This window comes from Cetobacterium sp. NK01 (assembly GCF_024506395.1).
Taxonomy (GTDB): Bacteria; Fusobacteriota; Fusobacteriia; order Fusobacteriales; family Fusobacteriaceae; genus Cetobacterium_A; species Cetobacterium_A somerae_A.
In genome coordinates this window covers 105946-128002 of sequence record NZ_JANIBO010000002.1, presented here as the reverse complement: position 1 = coordinate 128002, position 22057 = coordinate 105946, and the positions used below count along the sequence as shown (strand labels likewise).

Genomic DNA, 22057 nt, shown 5'->3' with positions numbered 1-22057 from the left:
TCTTTACTGCTAAATCTTTTTTTTCCTTTTTTTATTTTTAAGAATTCTTTAATAATTTTTCATATGTTGAATTAATTCCAATAGCTCCTAAAGGGGCAGTTATTAAGACACTTAAAATTGCTATGGCTTGCATAACTTCTCCTCCTACTACTCCCATTTGAAGAGGTATTCCTGCTTTTGCAGATTGTACAGTAGCCTTAGGAAGATATGCAATAACGCAAAATAATCTTTCTTTAAAATTAAGATTTGTTCCAGTTAATGCAATTAAAACTCCAATTGATCTAATAGATAATGAGTATGTTAAAATAGTTAATCCAATGAAGAAGTACCCGCCTACTAATCCTGGATTAATTGCCATTCCTACAAATGTAAATAGATATATTTTTCCATATTTCCAAATCTCACTCATTGATTTATGAATAGCTTTATACTTTTCTCCTTCGTAGTGACGAATGAAAAATCCTAGTGACATTATAGTTAATAAAGAGTTGTACAATGAAAAATGAAATTTATTCTCTATAAATCTAAGTATTAAACAAATCATAAAAATTGTAAATGTTTTTAAAATACTGTTATTTATTTTTAGATAACTATATTTTCCTAAAAATCCTATTCCCCATCCAGTTAATAAGCTAAATAATATAGATATTGGTATAAGAAATAACTGAGATTTAAAATCAAAGCTTCCTCCATCTAATTTTTGAAAATAAATAGCTAAAAATGATGTAAATAAAGTTATAGCGATACTATCATCAGCAGATGCTCCCACTAATAGAAGCTGTGGAATAGATTTTTTTTGTCCTATATTTTTATCTATTAAATTTACCATAGATGGAATTAAAACAGCAGGACTTACGGCAGCTATAATAAAACCTAAAATAGCTCCTTGTATAAAAGTAAAATCTAAAAATATTGTTGATAAGTAAGCAATAGCAAATCCTTCTAAAGTAGCTGGTATTATACTTAATAGTATTGCAGGCCGACCTATTTTTTTTATTTGATCTGCTCCTATCCCGAGACCACCGATAAATAAAACAATAATTAAAGCTACGTCTTTTAAAATAGGAGCTAATGTTAAAGCCAAATCAGGAGTTTTATTTAAACAATATGGACCTATTAAAACCCCTGCTATCATCATCCCTATTAAAGATGGAAGTTTTATTTTTTCAAAAATTTTTCCTATGAAATTAGAATAAATAGCTAAAAAAATAAAAAAAAGTAAAACAAACAAATAATACATCTCTCTCCTCCTTGAAATAAAAAAGACTCCTACCCTTAAAAAGAGTAGGAGTCATTAGCTTTCGCGTTTAATGGCGAACTCCATCGCCTATTTATTATATTAATTCTATATTATTATATCATATTTAATCATAAAGTAAAGCAAAAAATAAAATGTATACAATACAACTAATGTGTTCTATAAAAATATGAATTGTGCTTGACATAATAATTCTTTTATTATAAAATATGCTAGAAATAAAATTTCAAAAATAAAAATATTTAGGAGGGGAAAATGTTTAGTTATTTACAAAAAATAGGTAAAGCACTAATGGTTCCTGTTGCAGTTTTACCAGCTGCTGCAATTTTATTAGGATTAGGTTACTTTATAGACCCAACTGGTTGGGGAGGAAATAGTGCATTAGCTGCATTTTTTATTAAGTCAGGAGCTGCAATAATAGATCAGATGCCTATATTGTTTGCTGTTGGTGTTGCTTTTGGAATGTCTAAAGACAAAAATGGTTCAGCTGCTTTAACAGGTTTAGTAGGATTCTTAGTAATCACTACGCTACTTTCACCTGGAGCTGTAGGTCAAATTATGAAAATAGACAATGTGCCTGTTGGATTTAGTAAAATAAATAACCAATTCATAGGTATTTTAGTTGGAGTTATCTCATCTGCTCTATATAACAGATTTAGTGATGTAGAGTTACCTAAAGCTTTATCTTTCTTCAGTGGAAAAAGATTAGTTCCAATTATAACATCATTTGTTATGATCATAGTTGCATTTTTATTAATGTATGTATGGCCAGGAATTTATGATGGATTAGTTAGCTTTGGAGAGGGAATCAGTGGAATGGGAGCTGTTGGAGCTGGAATTTACGGATTCTTAAATAGACTTTTAATTCCTGTTGGATTACATCACGCTTTAAACTCTGTTTTCTGGTTTGATGTTGCTGGAATTAATGATATACCTAAATTCTTAGGTGGAGCTCAATCAATTGCAAATGGAACTGGAATACCAGGAGTTACAGGAATGTACCAAGCTGGATTCTTCCCAATTATGATGTTTGGTCTTTTAGGAGCCGCAGTTGCTTTTGTAAGAACGGCTAAACCAGAAAATAAAGATAAAATAAAATCTATTATGATTGCTGCTGGATTTGCAACTTTCTTAACAGGAGTTACAGAACCTTTAGAATTTGCATTTATGTTTGTTGCACCAGGATTATACTTAGTTCATGCTATTTTAACAGGAATATCTTTATTTATAGCTGCAACTATGCACTGGATTGCTGGATTTGGATTCTCTGCTGGTTTAATAGATATGTTATTATCATCTAGAAACCCACTAGCTACAGGATGGTATATGTTAGTTATACAAGGTATTGTATTCTTCTTCTTATACTACTTTATCTTCTACTTCATTATCACAAAATTTAATCTTAAAACTCCTGGAAGAGAGGATGCTGATCCTTCAGAAGATGCAAATGTATCATCGAAGGCTTCTACAAATGATGAGTTAGCTGAAAAAATGTTACCACTTTTAGGAGGAACAGATAATTTAGTAACTATTGATAACTGTATTACAAGATTAAGATTAGATGTTAAAGATAGTTCTTTAGTAAATGATGCAGAGATCAAAAAGTTAGGAGTAGCAGGAGTACTAAAACCAAGTAAAACTTCTGTTCAAGTTATTGTAGGAACTCAAGTTGAGTTTGTCGCTAATGCTTTAAAAAGAATGACAGGAAAATAGTTAAAAATAAAAGGTTATCTTAATGGATAGCCTTTTTTATTTTAGCTTAAAATTTGAATTTTAGGAAATTCAGTGATACACTGTATTATAAAGAAGAAATAAATTTAGGAGGGGCTTTTATGAGAGTGCTTCATACATCTGATTGGCATTTAGGTAAAAAACTTGAAGGTCAATCAAGAATTTTAGAACAAAAATTATTTATTGATGCCTTAGAGAAAACTGTAAAAAATGAAAAAATTGATTTGATTCTATTAGCAGGAGATATATATGATACCTATAATCCTTCAGCAGAAGCTGAAAAATTATTTTTTGATAGTATAAAACAACTTTCTTTAAATGGAGATGTTGGAATTATTATTATCCCTGGGAATCACGATAATCCTCAAAGATTAACAGCTATTTCTCATTTAGCTAAAGATTATGGAGTTATTATCTATGATAAAGCATTTCAACAGATTACCGTAGGCAAGTACGGGACAATGAATATATATAGCTCTGTTCCAGGTGGAATTTTTATCGAGAAAAATAATGAAAAAGTATATATATACAATCTTCCATTTCCAAGTGAAGCAATTTTAAATGAAACATTTGATAATAAAAAATTTAATGTAAGAATAAGAGAGATTTTAGCAGAAGGGGCAAGTTATAATCAAGAAGATATACCTACAATTTTAATGACTCATATATACGTAGCAGGTTCTATGGGAGAGGGAGAAGTCGCTTTAGAATTAGGTGGTTCAAGAGCAATTGCTATAAGTGATTTACCTCATGCTGAATATATTGCATTAGGTCACGTTCATAAACCAATGAGTTTTATTAGTAAAAATGCATATTATTGTGGTTCTCCTATTGAGTATAGAGTGACTGAAAATAAATTTGATAAAAAAGTTTTTGTGGTTGATATTTTAAAAAATTCTACTAAAGTAAAAGAGATTCCTCTAGAAAATTATAAACCTATTAGAGAATATACTGTAAGTGGTGCAGATGCAGCTATTGATAAATCTTTAGAGCTTATAGATGTAAATGAGTGGATATATTTAAATGTAGAATTAAAAGAACCACTAACAAATTCAGCAATTAGAAAAATTAAAAATAATAAAAATATTTTAGAAATAATACCTATTGTAAAAGAAGAAACAAAGGATAGCGAAGTTACGAATTATAACGAACAAACTATAGAAGAAGCATTTATAGAGTTTTATAAAGAGGAAACTATGGGGTTAGGTCCAAATGAAAACATAACGAAACTTTTCTTAGAACTTTTAGAGGAGGGAGAAAATAATGAGACCAATTAAACTAGAAATAACAGGATTACAAAGTTTTTCAAAAAAACAAGTTATAGATTTTGATGCTTTAACATCTCTTGGACTTTTTGGTATATTTGGTGAAACAGGAAGTGGAAAATCTACAATATTAGATGCGATGATATTTGCTATTTTTGATGAGATACCAAGAACTATGGGAAGTAAGGGAAAGAATATTAGACCTTGTTTAAACCAGGATAGCGATATATTAGAGATATATTTTAAATTTGCACTAGGAAAGGATATTTTCGAAATAACAAGATGTTACAAGAAAAAATTCTCTAGAAAGGGAGAGGAGAAGTTTGAGCAGAGTAATCCAATACTAATCCTAAACGGAAATATTATAGCCGATACAGTAAAAAATGTAGAAAGTAAAATTAATGAATTTTTTGGTATTAATGTAAGTGATTTTACAAGATCAGTTGTTTTACCTCAAGGTAAATTTAGTGAATTTTTAAAATTAAAAGGTTCTGAAAAAATGACAATGTTAGAAAATATCTTTGATTTAGAACGATATGGAACTAAAATGTCTGAAAAAATAAAAATTAGAAATAATAAATTAAAGGATGAAATAACCTCTTTAGAAAATCAAATTAAAGGAAAAGGTGATTGTTCTTTAGAAACAATAGATAGTATAAAACTAGTTCTTTCATCTAAAGAAAGAGAGTATAATGAGCTGTTATCAACTAGAAAAGAAATTGAGCTAGAATATAACGAATTAAAAGAACTAAAATCTCTACATGAAAAATTAAATCTTTATACTTCTGAGCTTCAGAAATTAGAGTTTGAAAAAGAGGATGTCGATCTATGTAAAAATTTATTAATGAAACATGAAGTAGCCACTTCATTTAAAAGTATTATAGATGAATTAAAGTCTCTTAAAGATGCTATTTTAACAAATCAAAATAATCTTGTAAAATCTAAAGGTACTTTAGACATATTAAATTCAGCTCTTGAAACTTTAAAGGAAGATGAAAAGGCAAAACAAATTGAATTAGATAGATTAAGTTTAGAGTTAAATAATTTAAAAATTGATCATAACGAACTTGATAATTTACGTAAGGGAGATCAGTATATCCGATCACTAAATTTTAAAGAGAGATTATTGAAGGAAGCCCTAGAAGATTCTTCTAAAATAGACTCAGAATTAAAAGATTTAAATGAAAATTTAAAAACGAATAATATATCCCTAGAAACTGAAAAAGAAAATCTTAAAAATTTGGAACAGGTGGATACTGACAAGCTTTCAGCTTTAGAAAAAGAGATACAAGAGCTGAACTCAGAGATTACATTATTAGAAGAAAAATTGAAAGAAAAGGATAAATTAGAATCTGAAGTTAAAAATATTAAAGTTCTAAAAGATGATAATGAAGATAAATTAAAAAGTTGTTTAGCTGATATTGAAAATCTAAGTAAGCAAAATCTAGGAAGTAAAGCATTTGAAATTTCTAAAAATCTACTTCATGGTGAATCATGCCCTGTTTGTGGATCTAAAGAGCATCCAAATCCAGCTAAAGAGATTGAGAATATAGACTTAAATACTTTAAATAGATTGATTGAAGAAAAAGAAAATTTACAAAAGAATATTATAGAGGTAGATACAAAACTTAATTACTATCTTAAAAAACTAAATGAACTAAATGATCTTAAAGATATATCTGAGAAAAAAAATGAATTAGATAATAAAACTAATGAGATAAATATTTTGAAAGCTAAGGAAAAGGAGATCTTATCAAATGAAAAAGATCTAACAAATAAGATATCTATTCTAAAGTCTAATATATCTAATGCCTTAGATAATTTGAATCAAAAAGAGATAAATTTAACTAAATTAAAAGAAAAATTAGCTCTTTATGAAAGTGAAATTTTAGAAGAGAGAGAAAAAATATCGGAATTAAAACTTGAAAATGATTCTTTAGAATTTATAGGTGAGAGAAAAACTCTTTTAGAAGATATGGATAAAGAGTATCGTGAGGTTTTTACTAGAAAGGAAAATTTAGATATAGGTCTTAGAGAGATTAGAGATAGCATTTTTAAAGATCTTAATAATATTCAAACTCTTTCTCTTGAAGTTATTAGTTTAGAAGAGAAAAATAACCATTTAAAAGATAGTTATACTGATAAAAAAGATTGGTTAAAAATTGAAGCTAATAAAAAAGGATTCATATCTATAGAAGATATTTTAAATCATATATTAACTGATGATAAAATAAAAGTATTAGATAATAAAATCTCAACGTATGAAAAAGAAAATATGAGATACTTAAGCCTAAAAGATGAAATAATGAAATCTATAAATAATAGAGAGTTTGATAATAATAACTGGAAAGAACTTGATAATAGATTAAAAGAAGTATCTCTTCAAGAACAAAATCTTTTTAAAGAGGTTACTGAATATAAAAGAGATTTAGAACGATTAGAGCAACTTGCTAAAGAATCTAAGGAACTTTTAGAAAAAATACAAATTTTAACGCTAAAACAGGATGATATTATAGCCCTTTTGAAAAAATTTGAGGGAAGAAAATTCGTTAAATTTCTAGCTAGAAAAAAACTTGATTATATAGCTTATGAAGCTTCTAAAAGATTACAAAAGATTACCCGTGGAAGGTATATTTTGACTGTTGATAATAATTGTGATTTTAATATTGTCGATGCTTTTAATAGTAACTTTACAAGAGAGTGTTCTACTCTTTCTGGAGGAGAGACATTTATTGTATCTTTAGTTTTAGCCTTAGCTTTATCAAGCCAATTACAGTTGAAAGGAAAAATTCAACTTGAATTTTTCTTCTTAGATGAAGGGTTCGGAACTTTAGATGCAACTCTTTTAGATAGAGTTATTGAAATTTTAGAAGAGATTAGATGGAAAGAAAAGATGAAAATTGGAATTATAAGTCATGTTGAAGATTTAAAAATCAGAATTCCAAGAAGATTAGAGGTAATTCCTGCGATTCCTGGAGAATCAGGAAGTATAATAAAATTAATATAAAAATGAATGTGAGGTTTTAATGAGAACAATTGGAGTATTTGATTCTGGAGTAGGGGGAGTTTCAGTATTAAAAGAGGTTATAAAAGAGTTTCCCTATGATAATATCATCTATTTTGGAGATAGTTTACATGCTCCTTATGGAGATAGAGAGATTGAAGAGATTCGTGCGCTCTGTCTAAAGGTCTCAGACTTCTTAGTTTATGAAAAACAAGTTGATGCCATCGTTATAGCTTGTAATACAGCTACTGGAGCTGCTATGAATATAATGAAGGATAGATATAAGATTCCTGTTGTAGGCGTTGTTGATAATGGTGTTAACGAAGGAATAAGAGCAACTAAAAATAAAAATATAGGGGTCATAGCTACTCCAGCCACAATAAAAATGGATATATATTTAAAAGAGTTCAATAAACTTGATAAAAATTTAAATATTTATCAAGTTAAATGCCCACTGTTTGTAGGAATGATTGAAAAAGGATGGATCGACAATGAGGAAAGTAATGAGTTAATAAAAAACTATTTAAATAACTTACCTCAAAATGTAGATACACTTATCTTAGGTTGCACTCATTATCCACTAATTGAAAAATACATAAAAAGATACTTTAGTGGCACTGTTGTGGATCCAGCTAAAGAAACTGCAAAATCCTTAAAAATAATAATTGGAGAAGGAGATAGAAAAGAAAAATCACATATAGAATTTTTCGTAAGCGGTGATTCACAAAAGTTTAAAGAAGTGGCCCAAGAGTTTTTAGGTACTACTATTGATAAAGTTGAAAAAACTATTTTATAGGAGAGGGTTATATGAGAAGGGTTCATATTTTTTTATTTTATTTATTTACGATAAGCATTCTTGCTTTTTCAGCAACAATTAATATAGTACAAGAGGGAGATCCTAGAACATTTGATCCTCATTTTGGAAATGATGGTTTCTCCTTAAGAATAAATCGTTTATTGTATTCTCGACTTTTAGAAAAAAATTCAAATATGGAAACTGTTTTTGGAGTAGCTAAAAGTTATAAGTTTATAGATAATAAAACTATTGATTTCACTTTAAAAGATAATGTATTTTTTCAAAATGGGGATAAGTTAACTTCTGAAGATGTAAAGTTTTCTTTTGACAGAATGAAAAAATCGCCTAGAATTGCAGGAGTTTTACCTCCAATAAAAGAGATAATTATAAAAGATGACTATCATTTTCAAATGATTTTAGAAAAACCATTTTCAGGAATAATAGATCAACTTACTCATCCTGCGCTAAGCATTGTGAGCAAAAATTATCTAACTAAAGATTCTGGAATTTTAGTAGAAAAACCTATGGGTAGTGGAAAATATATTTTAGATAGTTGGACTCCAGGTGAAGGAGTAGTTTTAAAAAGATTTGAAAATTATTTTGATACAAAACCATACTATGAAAAAATTGATATAAAAACAATACCTTTAGCTACTAATAGAACTATAGCTTTAGAAACTGGTGAGGCAGATATAGCGTTCTCATTACCACCTCAAGATGAGAAAACTGTTACAAATAATCCAAATTTAAAATTTATTTCAAAACCATCATATTCTTATACTTATATGGGGTTGAATTTGAAAAAAGATATATTTAAAAATCCAGATATAAGAAAAGGGATAAACTTAGCTATTGATAAAGAAACTATTTTAGAGGTAGTTTTAAACGGAGAGGGAGAGATTGCAAACTCCCCTGTTGCAAAAGGAGTAAAAGGATATAATCCAAATTTAAAAAATCTAGGTTATGATAAAGAAGAAGCTTCAAAACTTTTGGCACCTTTAAAAAATAAAACTTTAACTTTAGCTACAATGAGTAGTAATTTAGATATTCAAACAGCAGAAATTATAGCTGGATATTTAAATGACCTCGGAATAGAAGTACAAATAACTGTACTAGAACCAAGTATATACTGGGTTAAAACTAATAATGGTGAATTTGATATGTTTATAGGTTCTTGGGGAAGTGTTACTGGAGATTCTGATTATGCTCTTTATCCAACTCATCATTCAAGCGCTTTTGGAGCTCCAGGAAATCGTACATTTTTTAGTGATGAAAAAGTAGATAAGCTTTTAGAGCAGGCTAGAGAAACTTTAGATAAAAATAAAAGAGAAGAAATATATCAACAAATTCAAGAGATTATTGTAGATAATAATAGCGAAGTAATGCTGTTTTATAGAGATTTAAATGGTGCACTTAATAAAAAGGTTCAAGGATTTGAAATGTATCCAATCCCTATACATGATTACTCATTAGGAACTATTCATTAGAATGATGATTCAAATTAAAGGAAAGCATTTGACTTTATGGTATCTATAAGGTAATAAATATGGTAATTAAGATAATAGAAGGGGTTGATACCATGATTATAGCTTATGAAAAATTAACTAACTCTTACAGAAACATCGTTAAAGAAAATCTATTCCATATTGGAGAGGGACTTATTCTAGACAGAGAGAATAATGTTTTACATAGATTTGAAAATATTAATGATATTACCTTAAATACTTTAAAAATGCTTAATAAACTTAAAGAGGAAATAGTTATAGTTTATCCTTGTAATTTAAGAGATAGAAAAACAACTTTAGATGTTTGTGTAGAGTCTTACATAATTAGACATTATAATTTAGAAACTATATTTGATGCGATTCATGGCTGCCAGTGCACAAAAAGAAATATAAAACTTCTATGGAATGTAGATTTAAGAAATTGTAATATTTTCTTTTAGAAAATACAGTTAGATTACATTTTGATCCACAAAAAATCTTTTTTTACTCAAAACTTTATGGTGTGACTTAAGTCACACCATATTTTTTTTATTTTAAGATAAAATGCTAGTATATTATTTAATTGAGGAGGAATTTATGTTTTTTGAGGCAGTTGAAAAAGTTGCAAATGCAGGAGTTAGTAAATCTAATTTTTTGAAGAATAGTTTTGGAAAATACTTTGTATTATCAACTTTTGCTGGATTTTTTGTTGGATTAGGAATTTTATTAATATTTTCTATTGGTGGATTAGCAGCACCAGTTATTGGACCTTTAGGTGCTAGAACACTTATGGGAGCTTGCTTTGGTGTAGCACTGAGTTTAGTTATTATGTGTGGAAGTGAACTTTTTACTGGAAATAACTTTGTTATGACTGTATCAACACTGTCAAAGAAAACAACTTGGGCTGATACGATCAAACTTTGGGTGGTATGTTATTTTGGAAACTTAGCTGGATCAATTTTGTGTGGATATCTATTCTCTTTAACAAATTTAACAGTTCATTTTGTTCCAGGAGCTGAAAGTGTTGGGAAATTTATGGGAACTATTGCTACTTTAAAAGCAACAGCGCCTTTTTGGGATCTATTTTATAGAGGAATACTTTGTAATATACTTGTTTGCTTAGCAGTTTGGTGTTCTATAAAAATGACATCTGAATCTGGAAAATTAATAATGATTTGGTGGTGTTTATTTACATTTATAACAGTTGGATTAGAGCATAGTATTGCAAACATGACTTTGTTCTCAGCATTGATGTTTAAAGAGCCTCAGTTCTTTATGGGAATGGTTGTAAACTTGATTCCAGTATCTTTAGGAAACTTACTTGGAGGAGTTGTACTTGGAGCAGCTTATTATTATGTTTCTAAAAAAGACTAATTTAAAAATATAAAATATATGACATCTATTTTATGAAAAATAAAATAGGTGTCTTTTTTATTTTAGTGATATAATATAATGATAAATATAAATTTAGGGAGGACAGATGAATAAATTCCAAACACAAGAAAATTTAATTCTAAAAAAATACTTTGGATATGATGAGTTTAGAAATGGTCAGCATGAAATAATAAAAAATATTTTAGAGAAAAAAAATACTTTAGCTATTATGCCAACTGGTGGAGGAAAATCTATATGCTTTCAAGTTCCAGCGCTAATATTTGAAGGGGTTACAATTGTTATCTCTCCTTTAATATCACTTATGAAAGATCAGGTTGATGCGTTAAATGAAAATGGTATCTCTTCTGTATTTATAAATAGTAGTCTTTCAAATTCACAGTGCGAAATTATTTATAATGCTCTTCTTTTTAGTAAATACAAAATAATTTATATTGCTCCTGAAAGACTTGAAAACCCAAGATTTTTATCAGTTATAAAAAATATTAATATATCACAAATCGCCATTGACGAGGCTCATTGTATATCTCAATGGGGACATGATTTTAGAGTTAGTTACAAAAATATTAAAAATTTTTTACAAACTTTAGATAGCAATCCTGTTATATCTGCTTTTACTGCTACTGCTACTCCTGAAGTTACTCAAGATATCTTAGAGAGCTTAAATATTAATGCAGAGATCTTTAGAAATGGGTTTAAAAGAGATAATCTAAAGTTTTCTGTTTTAAAAAATATAGATAACTTTAAGTTTATAGAAAAATTTATTGATGAGCATCCAGATGAAAGTGGAATAATATATGTTTCAACTAGAAAAGAGTGTGAAAAAATTTGTGAATATCTTTCAAAGAAAAGAGATATAGCAAAGTATCATGCAGGACTTTCAGATAATGAAAGAATGAAAAATCAAGAGGATTTTCTTTTAGATAGATGTAAAATAATAGTAGCTACTAACGCTTTTGGAATGGGAATAGACAAATCTAATGTGAGATGGGTAATTCATAATAATCTACCAAAAGATATTGAAAGTTATTATCAAGAGGCAGGAAGAGCAGGAAGAGACGGTCTTATTTCAAGTTGTATTTTGTTATACAGTCCAAAAGATATTATTGTTCAAAAATTATTTATTGAAAATGAAAATTTATCTCCAGAAATAGCTAAAATTAGATACAGTAAACTTTCCGCTATGGAAAATTATACTCGAACTAATAGTTGTCTTGTAGAATATATTGTAAATTATTTTGAAGATAAACCTTTAGATGAAAATTGTGGAATGTGTGGAAATTGTGAAAATAAAGGCGAAATTATTGATATAACTATTGAAGCTCAAAAAATTATTTCATGTGTTGGAAGATTAAATAATAAATATGGCGCAAAGTTAATTTTAGACATTCTAAAAGGTTCTAACAATGCAAGAATTAGAGAGAATCGTTTAAACGAACAATCAACATATGGTTGCTTAAAAGATAAGTCTTCTATCTATATCAAAACAATTATGGATTACCTTATAGGAAATAATTTTATAGAAAGTACTGAAGGCAAGTACCCACTTTTAAAATTAAAAGAGAGTGCTTATACTTTTATAAAATCTAAAGAAACTTTATCTATGAAGACTTTAAATGATGATAATGGTTCTGTTATGAAAAAAGAAAAAGCTAATGATAAAAAAACATCTCTACCTCTTATACCTGGTGGAGAACAATTATTTAACCTTTTATCAGAATATAGAAGCAAGACTGCTCGTGATAATCATGTTCCATCTTATATAATTTTCTCTGATAAAACTATAATTGATATTTGTAATTATAAACCAAAGGAAAAAGATGAACTTCTAAAAATAAGCGGAATTGGTGAAGCTAAATTTGAAAAGTATGGTAATGATATCCTTTCTATTGTAAATAACTATATCAAGGGATAAATTTTGAGCTTTATTATATGTAAAAAAGAGATAACTTTATAAGAATATATCGTTATCTCTTTAATTAATTCTATTTAAAAATCATGATTTGACTGCTGCTTCCAATTCTATATGGAATCATCCAAGTTCCTAGTCCTGAACTTACATATGTATGTGTATCTCCAATTTTTTTATATCCACCAGAATTTTCATACATATAATCTACTACTAGATTAAAAGGAAATATTTGTCCTTTATGTGTATGGCCAGATAAATACAAATCTACTTTTTCATTTCCTAACTCTTTTAAAGATTGAGGATTATGATCAACAACTATAACAGAAGTATTTTTATCGATATTTTTTAAAAGTTCATCTAATGACTTTCTCTTTTTATTATGTCTATCATCTCTTCCTACAATTGTTATCCCTTCAATTTCAACTATTTCATCTCTTAAAATATTTATACCAAGACTTTTAATATATTCAATATTTCCATCTATTCCACCATAATATTCGTGATTTCCTAAGACCAAATAAATTCCATGTTTAAAGTTTGTTTTATCAATTATACTTTTAATATCATCTGTTACACTTTTATATGAATTATCTAAAAAATCTCCACCTATAAGAACTAACTCAACATTTTCATTTTTCATTTTTTCAAAAGCTGCTTTTAATTTGCTCCCATCAAATTTTCCATTTAAATGAACATCACTTATGAAAGCAAATTTTAAGCTTTTTTCATTTTTAATTATCTCTCTTGGTGTTTCATAATTTTCTACAACGATATTCTTAAAGTTTTTATATCCTAAAATTGACAAAATACCTAAACTGAAAATCATAAAAATATGAAGGCTCGTTTTTCTATAGCTAACTTCTTTTAGAATATCAATTGAAAATACCTTAAAAATAAAGGCTATTAATAAAAGAAGTAGAGCTCCAAATATTATGTAGTTGAGATAAAATAAATAATGTCCTAAAAAAATTTCTAAAGATATACTTCTTTTATTTCGATAAAAATAAAAAAGAACAAAAGGTAAAAAAGTTAAAACTGGTATAAAAAGAAAATACCATAAACTCCCATATATTTTATAAAAAATATACGCTACTCCTAATATAGGAAGTATTAAAAGTAGCAATCTTTGTAAAATCCAAATCATAATTATTTACCAATGTCATTTTCAGCACCAGAGTAGATAATTCCATTCCAGTTAACCATGTTTCTTTCAATTGCTACTTCTTCTAAGTTAACCCCTTCTAATGCAAACTTTTTAAACTCATTGAATCCTGTTCTATCAACAATATATCCAATATGTTCTTTTGGAAGTGCTCTATTAATATATGTATCTACATATCTATATGTATTTTTAATAATTTTTATTATGCTCTCTTCATCAGCCCATAAAATCCAATCTTCAGCAAGTCTTGGATTTTTCTTTCCTGTTCTACCCATAATAGCAAGTCTATAGTATTTTTTATCGTCTCTAACCCAAGCAGATGTAGGACAATTTAAAATGCACTCTCCACATCCAATACATTTACTATGCTCTCTTATAACAGTATAATTTTCCGCTCTTAAAGCACCTGTTGATAATCCTTTACATTTTTTTACACATGCTCCGCAAGAAACACATCTTTCTTTTTCATATAAAGGCATAGCCATTCCAATTATACCAAAGTCATGCATTCTTGCTTTTATACAATCATTTGGACATCCAGTTAAAGCTATTTTAAAATGAAAGTCATTAGGAAAAACTTCTTTCTCTATTTTTTTAGCAAAGTTTGTTGTATTATATTGAGCTTTAGGACAAACACTATTTCCAATACAAGCTGTTATATTTCTTGTTCCAGCTGCTGGATAACCATTTCCCTCTCCATTTGGTTGATTAATATCAAAACCATCAATTAAAACTTGGATCTCTTTATTTACTTCATCAATTTTTGTAATATCGATCCCTTTAATTTCAAATCCTTGACGTGTTGTTATATGAACTTTTCCATTTCCATATTTTGAAGCTATTTCAGAAACTTTTAAAAGTAGCTCTGCTGTTATCTCTCCACCAGGAACTCTAACTCTTAAAGCTGTTTTTTTTCTATCCTTTGTTATTCTATATGCATTTTTTGTAAAACTTTTTCTACTTAACTCTAAAGCCATGGTCTCCTCCTAATCTAAAAGCTTTTTAGCTTTTACATAATTAAATATAGGTCCTTCTAAACAAACATATGTTTCATCAATTTTGCAATGTCCACACTTTCCTACAGCACAAGACATATTTCTTTCAAAAGAAACCCAAATTTTTTCCTCTGGAATTCCTAATTTTAAAAACTCTAAAGCAGAGTATTTCATCATCATAGGAGGCCCTACTATAACAACTTCTAAATTATCAAAATTTTCATACATTTTTAAATGAGGAATGTACTCAGTTACAAGCCCTACACACTCTCCATCAATTCCACAACCTTTATCCACAGTTAAAATCATAGGAGTTTTTTTTCTCCATTCATCTATCTCTTTTTTAAATAATATAGACTCTTGATCTTTAAATCCAAAAATTAGCTCAATATCTGTATTCTCATCATCTATAAAATGTTTTATTAGTGGTCTTACTGGAGCAGTTCCACTTCCACCAGCAACTACAATCACTCTTTTACCAGAGTATGTATCCATAGGGAAACAGTTTCCGTAAGCCCCTCTTAAAAATATTGAATCTCCTGGTTGAAGATTAAATATTGCATCAGTAACTTTTCCAACTTTTCTTATTAGAAACTCAATCCATTCCTCATCGTGATTATAATTAGCAACAGATATTGGTGCTTCTCCAACCATAGGAATAGATAGTTGTATAAATTGTCCTGGAGCTGGTTTTATAGTTGTTTTAACTTTAAATAACCACTCAATTGGACTCTCTTGAACTATTGATAAAATTTCTCCTTTTTCAGGCATATATATATTACTCATTATTATCACCTAACTTTTTCGATAGTTTATTTATACAGTTTATATAAGATATATACTCTGGGCACGCATCGTCACATCTTCCGCATCCTATACACATATGAGTTCCAAATCTTTTTTTATAGTCAGAGATTTTATGCATAACTTTAAATCTCATTCTATCTCCAGATTTTTGTCTAAATTCATGTCCACCAGCCATAGTTGAAAATCCATCTACATGGCAAGAAGCCCAAACTCTTCTTCTTTCTCCTGTTTTAGAGTTGTCTCTATTAAAGATATCTTGAGTTGTAAAACAAGTACAAGTAGGACAAACAAAATTACATCTTCCACACTTAATACATCTATCGTAATCTCTCCACATCTCGTCATTTATAATATCTTCTAACTCTATATTTTCAGGAACTATAACTTTTTCAACATTTTCTGTTACAAACTCCATTTGAAACTCTTCATCTTTTCCATTATTGAAGAACTCGTTTAACTCTTCATCTTTTATATGAGTATAAACTGCACCATCTTTAAATGTAAGGCCTAAGTTATAGTTCTCTGTTGTATTTGTTCCCATTGAAGCGCAGAAGCAGCTCTCCCAACCTTTTCCTGGACAACCAATAACAGCAAATTTAACCATTTTTTTTGCATCAGCATAATATTCATCTGCAAATTTGTTATTTAAATATATATTATCCACTCTTTCAATAGCATGAAGGTCACAGCTTCTTAATAAAACTAAAGCTTTTTTTGTTCTTCCTTCTGGTTTTTTAAACTCATTCTCATTGAAATAAAATATTGTTTGTCTTATTGGTAGTAGAATCTCTTTAGCTGAATAGTAACTTTTGTCTTTTAGATTGATCTCTTCTAATTTAGTTATCTTTTCATATTTAACTAAATCAGTATCAGAGAATGTTCCTTTAAAAGGAAGTGTAACTGGAGCATAGATATCATACTCTTTTGATAAATTTAATAAAACACTATTAAATTCATCATTTGTTAATAATTTTTTCATCTCTTCACCTCTTATACGACTGTTTTTATACTAGTATCTCATTCTATTACTTTATATAGAAAAAAATGTGTGACTCTAGTCACACATTTCTATATTGACAAAAAATAAATTTTTTTAAGATCAATTTGTAATCTTATTATTTCTCTCCTCTAAAAAGTTCAGTGATTCCCTTAATAAATACTCTAACATATTTATCTCCAGCTTCTCTGTAATTTTTGTGGTCTGGTCTTCTGAAGATTGCACTTAATTCTGATTCAGACATATTAACTCCACCAGTTTTAAATGCATCTATCATATCTTCACTTCTAAAAGCTAAAGCAATCTTTAACTTTCTTAAGATATAGTTATTTATATTTTTGTTATTTGGTACCTCTTCAACTCTTTGCGGAGCATCTTTTTGAGGTCCTCTTTTATAAGTGATAAGTCCACTTAAAAAGACATCTAAAGTTTTATTATTACAAGTTTTAAAGTTTTCATCTTCAGGTTTACTTAATAGAGCAGTTAACTCTTCTAAAGAGATATTCATTCCTCCTAATTTGAAAACTTCTAACATTGCTTTGTCATTTATTCTTAAAGCATATCTAACTCTTCTTAGAACGTCATTATTTGTCATTTGTTCCTCCTAATTTTTTAAATTTACTCATAATTATACCACAAATATAGGAGTATTCCTATTTTTTATTTTAACGTCTATAAAAATCTTTGATTTCAGTTTTAAGTATAAAAATCTGTCCATTTTCAACTTTTACAAGACCTAGTTCTTTAAGTTTTTTTATTCCTCTAGAAACTGTTTCTCTATTTGTACCTAACATATCAGCTAAATACGTGTTATTAACTTTTACTGTAAATCCATGAAATTCCTTGTATTCGTATCCAAAATCTTTTGCTAATTTCCATAATTTTGCAGCAATTCTTTTATCCATAGATATTGTTGTTGTATTTTTTAATTGTCTATATAGACGTTTTGTTTTTTTCGAAAGAGATTTTATCATTAAGATAGCTAAATCTGGATGATTTGAAATCAATTTTTTTAGCTCTTTAATTGGGATAATTAAAACTTTAACATCTGTAAATGCATCGCAACTAATATTTGTTTTTGAAGGATTATCGTAGATTGCTGTATCATTTAAAAATGAATCTTTTCCCAACAAATAAATTATCTTCCTTTTTCCATCTGAATTATCTTTATATACGGTAACATTTCCACTAATTATAAAATATACATTTTCACAAAAGGCGTGCTCTAAAAAAAGAGTTTCTCCCTGCTTAAACTCTTGGCATTGAGAAACTCTTAATAAATTATTTAAGCACTCTTTTGAAAGTGAGTTACTTAAGTAATCTTGATTCATAATTAATATTTATTTGGATCTGCAGTTCCAGTAGTTACTAATTCAACTCCTGAACTTGTTCCTAATCTTGTTACACCTAAAGATATATATTTTTCTGCAGTTGCTAAATCTCTTACTCCACCTGCAGCTTTTAATTCAGCTTTATCTCCAACAATCTCTTTCATTAACATAATATCTTCAAATGTAGCTCCACCTGTTCCAAATCCAGTAGATGTTTTTACAAAATCTGCCTTTGCATCTAAACATAATTGAGTAACTATTTTTTTCTCTTCATTTGTTAAGTAACAATTTTCAATTATAACTTTTAATACATTTGTTCCAATAGCCTCTTTAATAGCAGCTATTTCATTTTTAACATATTCTGTTTCTCCAGCTTTTAACATTCCAATATTGATAACCATGTCAATTTCAGATGCTCCATCTTCTATGCAAGTTTTTGCTTCAAAAACTTTTGCTTTTGTTGACATAGCTCCTAAAGGAAATCCAATTACAGCACAAACTTTTACCTCTGTTCCTGCAAGCTCTTTTGCTGCAAGTTCAACATAACATCCATTTACACAAACTGAAAAGAAGTTATGTTCTTTAGCCTCTGCACATAATTTTATAATATCCTTTGGTTCTGTTGTAGCTTTTAATACTGTGTGATCAATATATCTGCTTAAATTCATTTTCTCCTCCTAAAATATTCTTTTATTTATTATAACCCAATATTAGATAAAATTTCTAGAATAACTTTATTTTTTTCTACTTTTTTATCCACTATTGTATAAGCTCCCTCTAAAAATCTAATAGAAGATTCTAAATTTTTATCATTATGTTGAATAAATGCTAAAACTTCTCCTGCCTCAACATAATCTCCAACTTTTTTAGTTAATAATATTCCAACTGAGTGATCTATAATATCGTCTTTAGTCGCTCTTCCAGCTCCTAAAACCATTGCAGCTTTCCCTATCTCTTCAGCCTCTATCTTAGAAATCCAACCTGATTTTTTAGATTTAAATTCATATTCTGACTTAAATTTTGGAAGAAGTGTGTAATCTTCAACAAGTTCAGGATTCCCTCCAGCAGCTTCTATAAAATCTTTTAGATGTTGAATAGCTGCACCATTAGATATAACTTCAGCAACTCTCTCTTTTCCTTCTTCTAAAGATTTAACATCTCCTTTAATTTGAAGAGCAGTTGCTACTATTGTTTCAACAAGTTCAGTAAAATCTTTAGGTCCTCTACCTTTTAAAGTTTCAATTGCTTCTATAATTTCATTAGCGTTTCCAACAGCATATCCAAGCGGTTGATCCATATCTGTTAATAAAGTTACAACTTTTCTACCGAAAGAATCTCCTATATCGATCATAGTTTTTGCTAACTCTTCAGCTGTTTTTAAATTTTTCATAAATGCACCAGATCCAACTTTAACATCTAAAATTATTCCATCAGCATAAACAGCTAATTTTTTACTCATAATAGAACTAGCTATTAAAGGAATGCTAGATACTGTTGCAGTTACATCTCTAAGTGAATATAATTTTTTATCTAAAGGAACTATAGTATCTGAATATCCCATAATACCAGTTCCAACTTTATTTACCATTTTTACTAATTCATCTCTTGTCTCAGGAAAAACAAATCCAGGGATAGCTTCGAATTTATCTATTGTTCCACCTGTATGTCCAAGACCTCTTCCAGAAAGTTTAGCAGTTCCTATATTAAAAGCAGCAAATAATCCTGCTAAAGCAATAGTAGTTTTATCTCCCACTCCACCTGTTGAATGTTTATCAATTAGAAACTTTTCTATTCCGTCAAATTTTATAACTTCCCCACTATTCATCATAAGCTCTGTAAATACTTTTAATTCATCTTTTGTCATTCCATTAAAATAAACTGCCATAAGAAATGAAGACATCTGATAATCAGGAACTCTATTTTGTAAATACTCCCCTAGTAAGAAGTTCATTTCTTCAGATGTTAACTCAATATTGTCTCTCTTTTTTTGAATAATATCTACCGCTCTCATACTCCACCTCGTTTTATTTTCATATTTTATATATTTTTCTAGTATTTTTCTTATTTTTATGATATATAAATTCTTATATAATAGATAGGACAATTGGCCCAATAAGGAGAATTTATGAAAAAAATAGAAAAATATATAAATTTTTACCATTTAGACGAAATTTTAAGCAAAGAAGTTCATGAAAAACTATTGATAAAGCATTATAAAAAAGGTGAATATATTTTAGAAGCTCATAAAGGAGCAAATAGCATTTATTTTATAGTAGAAGGAACAGTTGAAGTTTCCTGTATCTTAGACAATGGAAACCAAATTTGTCTAAATATTTTGAGACCTTTAGAAATTTTTGGAGATATTGAATACATAAATAAAGAGGAAGTTCTATTTGATGTGGTAGCTAAGAGTGATGTAGTTGTTCTTCTTCTTCCATTTCAAATTGCAAGAGAAAATCTTGAAGAAAATATAAACTTTTGGAGATTCTTAGCTATTGAAGGAAATAAAAAACTTTTAAATACAAATAGAGCAATTTTTTATAAAAGTACACTTAAAGCCAAAGATATTTTTATAAAATATTTAGAAGATAATGGAGGAGAAATTACTTTTAAATCTTTAGATGAACTCTCTAGCAGACTCAATATTAGCTATAGAAATCTAACTAGAATCATAGCTTTTTATGTTGATAGTGGTACTATAGTTAAAGAAAGAAATTCTATTAAAATTTTATAGGAGGAAAATAATTATGAAGAATTTTATTTACGATGTTCCAACAAGAATTTTGTTTGGTCAAGGACAAGTTTCAAACTTAGGAAAAGAAGTAAAAAAGCATGCTTCTAAAGTTTTATTACTTTATGGAAAAAATAGCATTAAAAAAAATGGTTTATACGATGAAGTTATAAAATCTTTAACTGAAGAAAATATAGAAATTATAGAACTTTCAGGAGTTGATCCTAATCCTAGAATTGAAACTGTAAGAGAAGGAGCTGATCTTTGTAGAAAATATAATTTAGAATTAGTTTTAGCTGTTGGAGGAGGAAGTACAATTGATTGTGCTAAAGGCATTGCGGCACAAACCAAATATCATGGAGATATTTGGAAAGATCTTTGTGTTGATAAAAAATTTAATTTGTTAACTGAAGCACTTCCTGTAGCATCTATCTTAACTCTTGCTGCAACAGGAAGTGAAATGAATGGAAACAGTGTTTTATCTAATCTAAAAGAAAATTTAAAATTAGGGTTTAGCAGTTATCTTTTAAGACCTGTATTTTCTATACTTGATCCAACTTATACTTTCTCTGTTAGTAAATATCAAACTGCAGCTGGTGCTGTAGATATAATGAGTCATATTTTTGAACAATATTTTTCTCCTGATAAAAAAGGATATCTTCAAGCTAGAATAATGGAAGGTCTCTTAAAAACAGTTATTCATTATGCTCCAATAGCTTATATAGATCCTATAAATTATGAAGCAAGAGCTAACATTATGTGGGCGAGCTCTCTTTCTTTAAATGGATTGACATCTGCTGGAAAAGAAACAACAGACTGGGCTACTCATCAAATAGAGCATGAACTTAGTGCTAAGTATGATATTACTCATGGAGTTGGATTAGGTATTTTAACTCCATATTGGATGGAATATGTTTTAGATAAAGAGAATGTTCACAGATTTGTGGAATATGCTAATAATGTTTGGAATATATATGGCGATAATGATTTTGAAGTTGCTAAAAAGGTAATAAAAAAAACAAGAGAATTTTTTGATACATTAGATATTCCATCTACTTTAACAGATGTAGGAATAGATAGCTCAAAATTTGAAGAGATGGCAACAAGTGCAACAAGATTAGGTCCAATTGGAACTATGAAAAAGTTAGAATATAAAGATGTTTTAGAAATATTAACAATGTCTTTATAGATT

The 22057-nt window shown here is 28.3% G+C and carries 19 protein-coding genes and 1 riboswitch; of the genes, 10 read left to right on the top strand and 9 right to left on the bottom strand.

Going from position 1 to position 22057, the window contains the following annotated elements; genetic code table 11:
- Nucleotides 1-37: 37 nt before the first annotated feature.
- A complete protein-coding gene (locus tag NON08_RS09780) occupies nt 38-1240 on the bottom strand; it encodes a cation:proton antiporter (RefSeq protein ID WP_256691372.1) in 1203 nt (400 codons plus the stop codon).
- A 38-nt stretch (nt 1241-1278) separates the two neighbouring features.
- A riboswitch (Fluoride riboswitch) is annotated at nt 1279-1337 on the bottom strand.
- 176 nt (nt 1338-1513) lie between these two features.
- On the opposite strand from NON08_RS09780, the gene nagE reads away from it, so the two are divergent.
- From nagE to recQ, 8 genes are all read left to right on the top strand, one after another.
- Nucleotides 1514-2971, top strand: coding sequence for an N-acetylglucosamine-specific PTS transporter subunit IIBC (gene nagE / locus NON08_RS09775; RefSeq protein WP_256691371.1), 1458 nt, complete (start codon nt 1514-1516; stop codon nt 2969-2971).
- Between the two features lie 119 nt (nt 2972-3090).
- The gene (locus tag NON08_RS09770; RefSeq protein WP_256691370.1) at nt 3091-4266 is read left to right on the top strand and encodes a metallophosphoesterase family protein; all 1176 of its coding nucleotides are present in this window, start codon (nt 3091-3093) and stop codon (nt 4264-4266) included.
- Complete coding sequence (locus NON08_RS09765; protein WP_256691369.1) at nt 4253-7261, top strand: AAA family ATPase; 3009 nt, start codon at nt 4253-4255, stop codon at nt 7259-7261. The genes NON08_RS09770 and NON08_RS09765 overlap by 14 nt, the downstream gene beginning before the upstream one ends.
- A gap of 19 nt (nt 7262-7280) precedes the next feature.
- Nucleotides 7281-8054 carry a glutamate racemase gene (gene murI, locus NON08_RS09760; protein WP_256691368.1) on the top strand — a complete coding sequence of 258 codons (774 nt, stop codon included), beginning with the start codon at nt 7281-7283 and terminating at the stop codon, nt 8052-8054.
- 11 nt (nt 8055-8065) lie between these two features.
- Nucleotides 8066-9541, top strand: coding sequence for an ABC transporter substrate-binding protein (locus NON08_RS09755; protein ID WP_256691366.1), 1476 nt, complete (start codon nt 8066-8068; stop codon nt 9539-9541).
- A gap of 59 nt (nt 9542-9600) precedes the next feature.
- On the top strand, nt 9601-9999 hold the full coding sequence (locus NON08_RS09750; RefSeq protein ID WP_256691365.1) for a hypothetical protein: 399 nt from the start codon (nt 9601-9603) through the stop codon (nt 9997-9999).
- A gap of 136 nt (nt 10000-10135) precedes the next feature.
- Nucleotides 10136-10912 (top strand): formate/nitrite transporter family protein, encoded by a 777-nt coding sequence (locus NON08_RS09745; protein WP_256691364.1) that lies wholly within the window; start codon nt 10136-10138, stop codon nt 10910-10912.
- Nucleotides 10913-11018: 106 nt separating this feature from the next.
- Nucleotides 11019-12845: a DNA helicase RecQ gene (recQ, locus tag NON08_RS09740; RefSeq protein WP_256691363.1), complete on the top strand. Its 1827-nt coding sequence runs from the start codon at nt 11019-11021 to the stop codon at nt 12843-12845.
- A 70-nt stretch (nt 12846-12915) separates the two neighbouring features.
- Here the strand turns inward: recQ and NON08_RS09735 are convergent, their stop codons facing one another.
- The 8 genes from NON08_RS09735 to NON08_RS09700 all read right to left on the bottom strand — a co-directional run bounded on the left by NON08_RS09735 (nt 12916) and on the right by NON08_RS09700 (nt 20145).
- Entirely contained in the window at nt 12916-13986 is a 1071-nt protein-coding gene (locus NON08_RS09735) for a metallophosphoesterase (protein WP_256691362.1), read from the bottom strand.
- Nucleotides 13987-13988: 2 nt separating this feature from the next.
- Nucleotides 13989-14981: a sulfite reductase subunit C gene (gene asrC / locus NON08_RS09730; RefSeq protein WP_256691361.1), complete on the bottom strand. Its 993-nt coding sequence runs from the start codon at nt 14979-14981 to the stop codon at nt 13989-13991.
- Between the two features lie 9 nt (nt 14982-14990).
- Nucleotides 14991-15785: an anaerobic sulfite reductase subunit AsrB gene (gene asrB / locus NON08_RS09725; RefSeq protein WP_256691360.1), complete on the bottom strand. Its 795-nt coding sequence runs from the start codon at nt 15783-15785 to the stop codon at nt 14991-14993.
- Nucleotides 15778-16785, bottom strand: coding sequence for an anaerobic sulfite reductase subunit AsrA (gene asrA, locus NON08_RS09720; RefSeq protein WP_256691359.1), 1008 nt, complete (start codon nt 16783-16785; stop codon nt 15778-15780). Before asrA ends, asrB begins: the two co-directional genes overlap by 8 nt.
- Before the next feature lie 136 nt (nt 16786-16921).
- On the bottom strand, nt 16922-17398 hold the full coding sequence (locus NON08_RS09715) for a DUF1456 family protein (RefSeq protein WP_256691358.1): 477 nt from the start codon (nt 17396-17398) through the stop codon (nt 16922-16924).
- Nucleotides 17399-17468: 70 nt separating this feature from the next.
- On the bottom strand, nt 17469-18134 hold the full coding sequence (locus NON08_RS09710; RefSeq protein WP_256691357.1) for a Crp/Fnr family transcriptional regulator: 666 nt from the start codon (nt 18132-18134) through the stop codon (nt 17469-17471).
- 2 nt (nt 18135-18136) lie between these two features.
- On the bottom strand, nt 18137-18802 hold the full coding sequence (gene deoC / locus NON08_RS09705) for a deoxyribose-phosphate aldolase (RefSeq protein ID WP_256691356.1): 666 nt from the start codon (nt 18800-18802) through the stop codon (nt 18137-18139).
- 29 nt (nt 18803-18831) lie between these two features.
- Nucleotides 18832-20145: a thymidine phosphorylase gene (locus NON08_RS09700; RefSeq protein WP_256691355.1), complete on the bottom strand. Its 1314-nt coding sequence runs from the start codon at nt 20143-20145 to the stop codon at nt 18832-18834.
- Nucleotides 20146-20259: 114 nt separating this feature from the next.
- On the opposite strand from NON08_RS09700, the gene NON08_RS09695 reads away from it, so the two are divergent.
- Both NON08_RS09695 and NON08_RS09690 read left to right on the top strand, forming a co-directional pair.
- Nucleotides 20260-20868: a Crp/Fnr family transcriptional regulator gene (locus NON08_RS09695; protein ID WP_256691354.1), complete on the top strand. Its 609-nt coding sequence runs from the start codon at nt 20260-20262 to the stop codon at nt 20866-20868.
- Between the two features lie 13 nt (nt 20869-20881).
- Nucleotides 20882-22054, top strand: a complete 1173-nt coding sequence (locus tag NON08_RS09690) for an iron-containing alcohol dehydrogenase (protein WP_256691353.1) — start codon at nt 20882-20884, stop codon at nt 22052-22054.
- Nucleotides 22055-22057 lie beyond the last annotated feature (3 nt).

Bases quoted from the DNA above. Each gene is read 5' to 3' on its own strand.
- asrA (WP_256691359.1), bottom strand. From the start codon at position 16,785: ATGAAAAAATTATTAACAAATGATGAATTTAATAGTGTTTTATTAAAT.
- murI (WP_256691368.1), top strand. From the start codon at position 7,281: ATGAGAACAATTGGAGTATTTGATTCTGGAGTAGGGGGAGTTTCAGTA.
- NON08_RS09700 (WP_256691355.1), bottom strand. From the start codon at position 20,145: ATGAGAGCGGTAGATATTATTCAAAAAAAGAGAGACAATATTGAGTTA.
- NON08_RS09765 (WP_256691369.1), top strand. From the start codon at position 4,253: ATGAGACCAATTAAACTAGAAATAACAGGATTACAAAGTTTTTCAAAA.
- asrC (WP_256691361.1), bottom strand. From the start codon at position 14,981: ATGGCTTTAGAGTTAAGTAGAAAAAGTTTTACAAAAAATGCATATAGA.
- NON08_RS09755 (WP_256691366.1), top strand. From the start codon at position 8,066: ATGAGAAGGGTTCATATTTTTTTATTTTATTTATTTACGATAAGCATT.
- NON08_RS09750 (WP_256691365.1), top strand. From the start codon at position 9,601: ATGGTAATTAAGATAATAGAAGGGGTTGATACCATGATTATAGCTTAT.
- deoC (WP_256691356.1), bottom strand. From the start codon at position 18,802: ATGAATTTAAGCAGATATATTGATCACACAGTATTAAAAGCTACAACA.
- recQ (WP_256691363.1), top strand. From the start codon at position 11,019: ATGAATAAATTCCAAACACAAGAAAATTTAATTCTAAAAAAATACTTT.
- NON08_RS09695 (WP_256691354.1), top strand. From the start codon at position 20,260: ATGAAAAAAATAGAAAAATATATAAATTTTTACCATTTAGACGAAATT.
- NON08_RS09735 (WP_256691362.1), bottom strand. From the start codon at position 13,986: ATGATTTGGATTTTACAAAGATTGCTACTTTTAATACTTCCTATATTA.
- asrB (WP_256691360.1), bottom strand. From the start codon at position 15,785: ATGAGTAATATATATATGCCTGAAAAAGGAGAAATTTTATCAATAGTT.
- NON08_RS09690 (WP_256691353.1), top strand. From the start codon at position 20,882: ATGAAGAATTTTATTTACGATGTTCCAACAAGAATTTTGTTTGGTCAA.
- nagE (WP_256691371.1), top strand. From the start codon at position 1,514: ATGTTTAGTTATTTACAAAAAATAGGTAAAGCACTAATGGTTCCTGTT.
- NON08_RS09715 (WP_256691358.1), bottom strand. From the start codon at position 17,398: ATGACAAATAATGACGTTCTAAGAAGAGTTAGATATGCTTTAAGAATA.
- NON08_RS09780 (WP_256691372.1), bottom strand. From the start codon at position 1,240: ATGTATTATTTGTTTGTTTTACTTTTTTTTATTTTTTTAGCTATTTAT.
- NON08_RS09770 (WP_256691370.1), top strand. From the start codon at position 3,091: ATGAGAGTGCTTCATACATCTGATTGGCATTTAGGTAAAAAACTTGAA.
- NON08_RS09745 (WP_256691364.1), top strand. From the start codon at position 10,136: ATGTTTTTTGAGGCAGTTGAAAAAGTTGCAAATGCAGGAGTTAGTAAA.
- NON08_RS09710 (WP_256691357.1), bottom strand. From the start codon at position 18,134: ATGAATCAAGATTACTTAAGTAACTCACTTTCAAAAGAGTGCTTAAAT.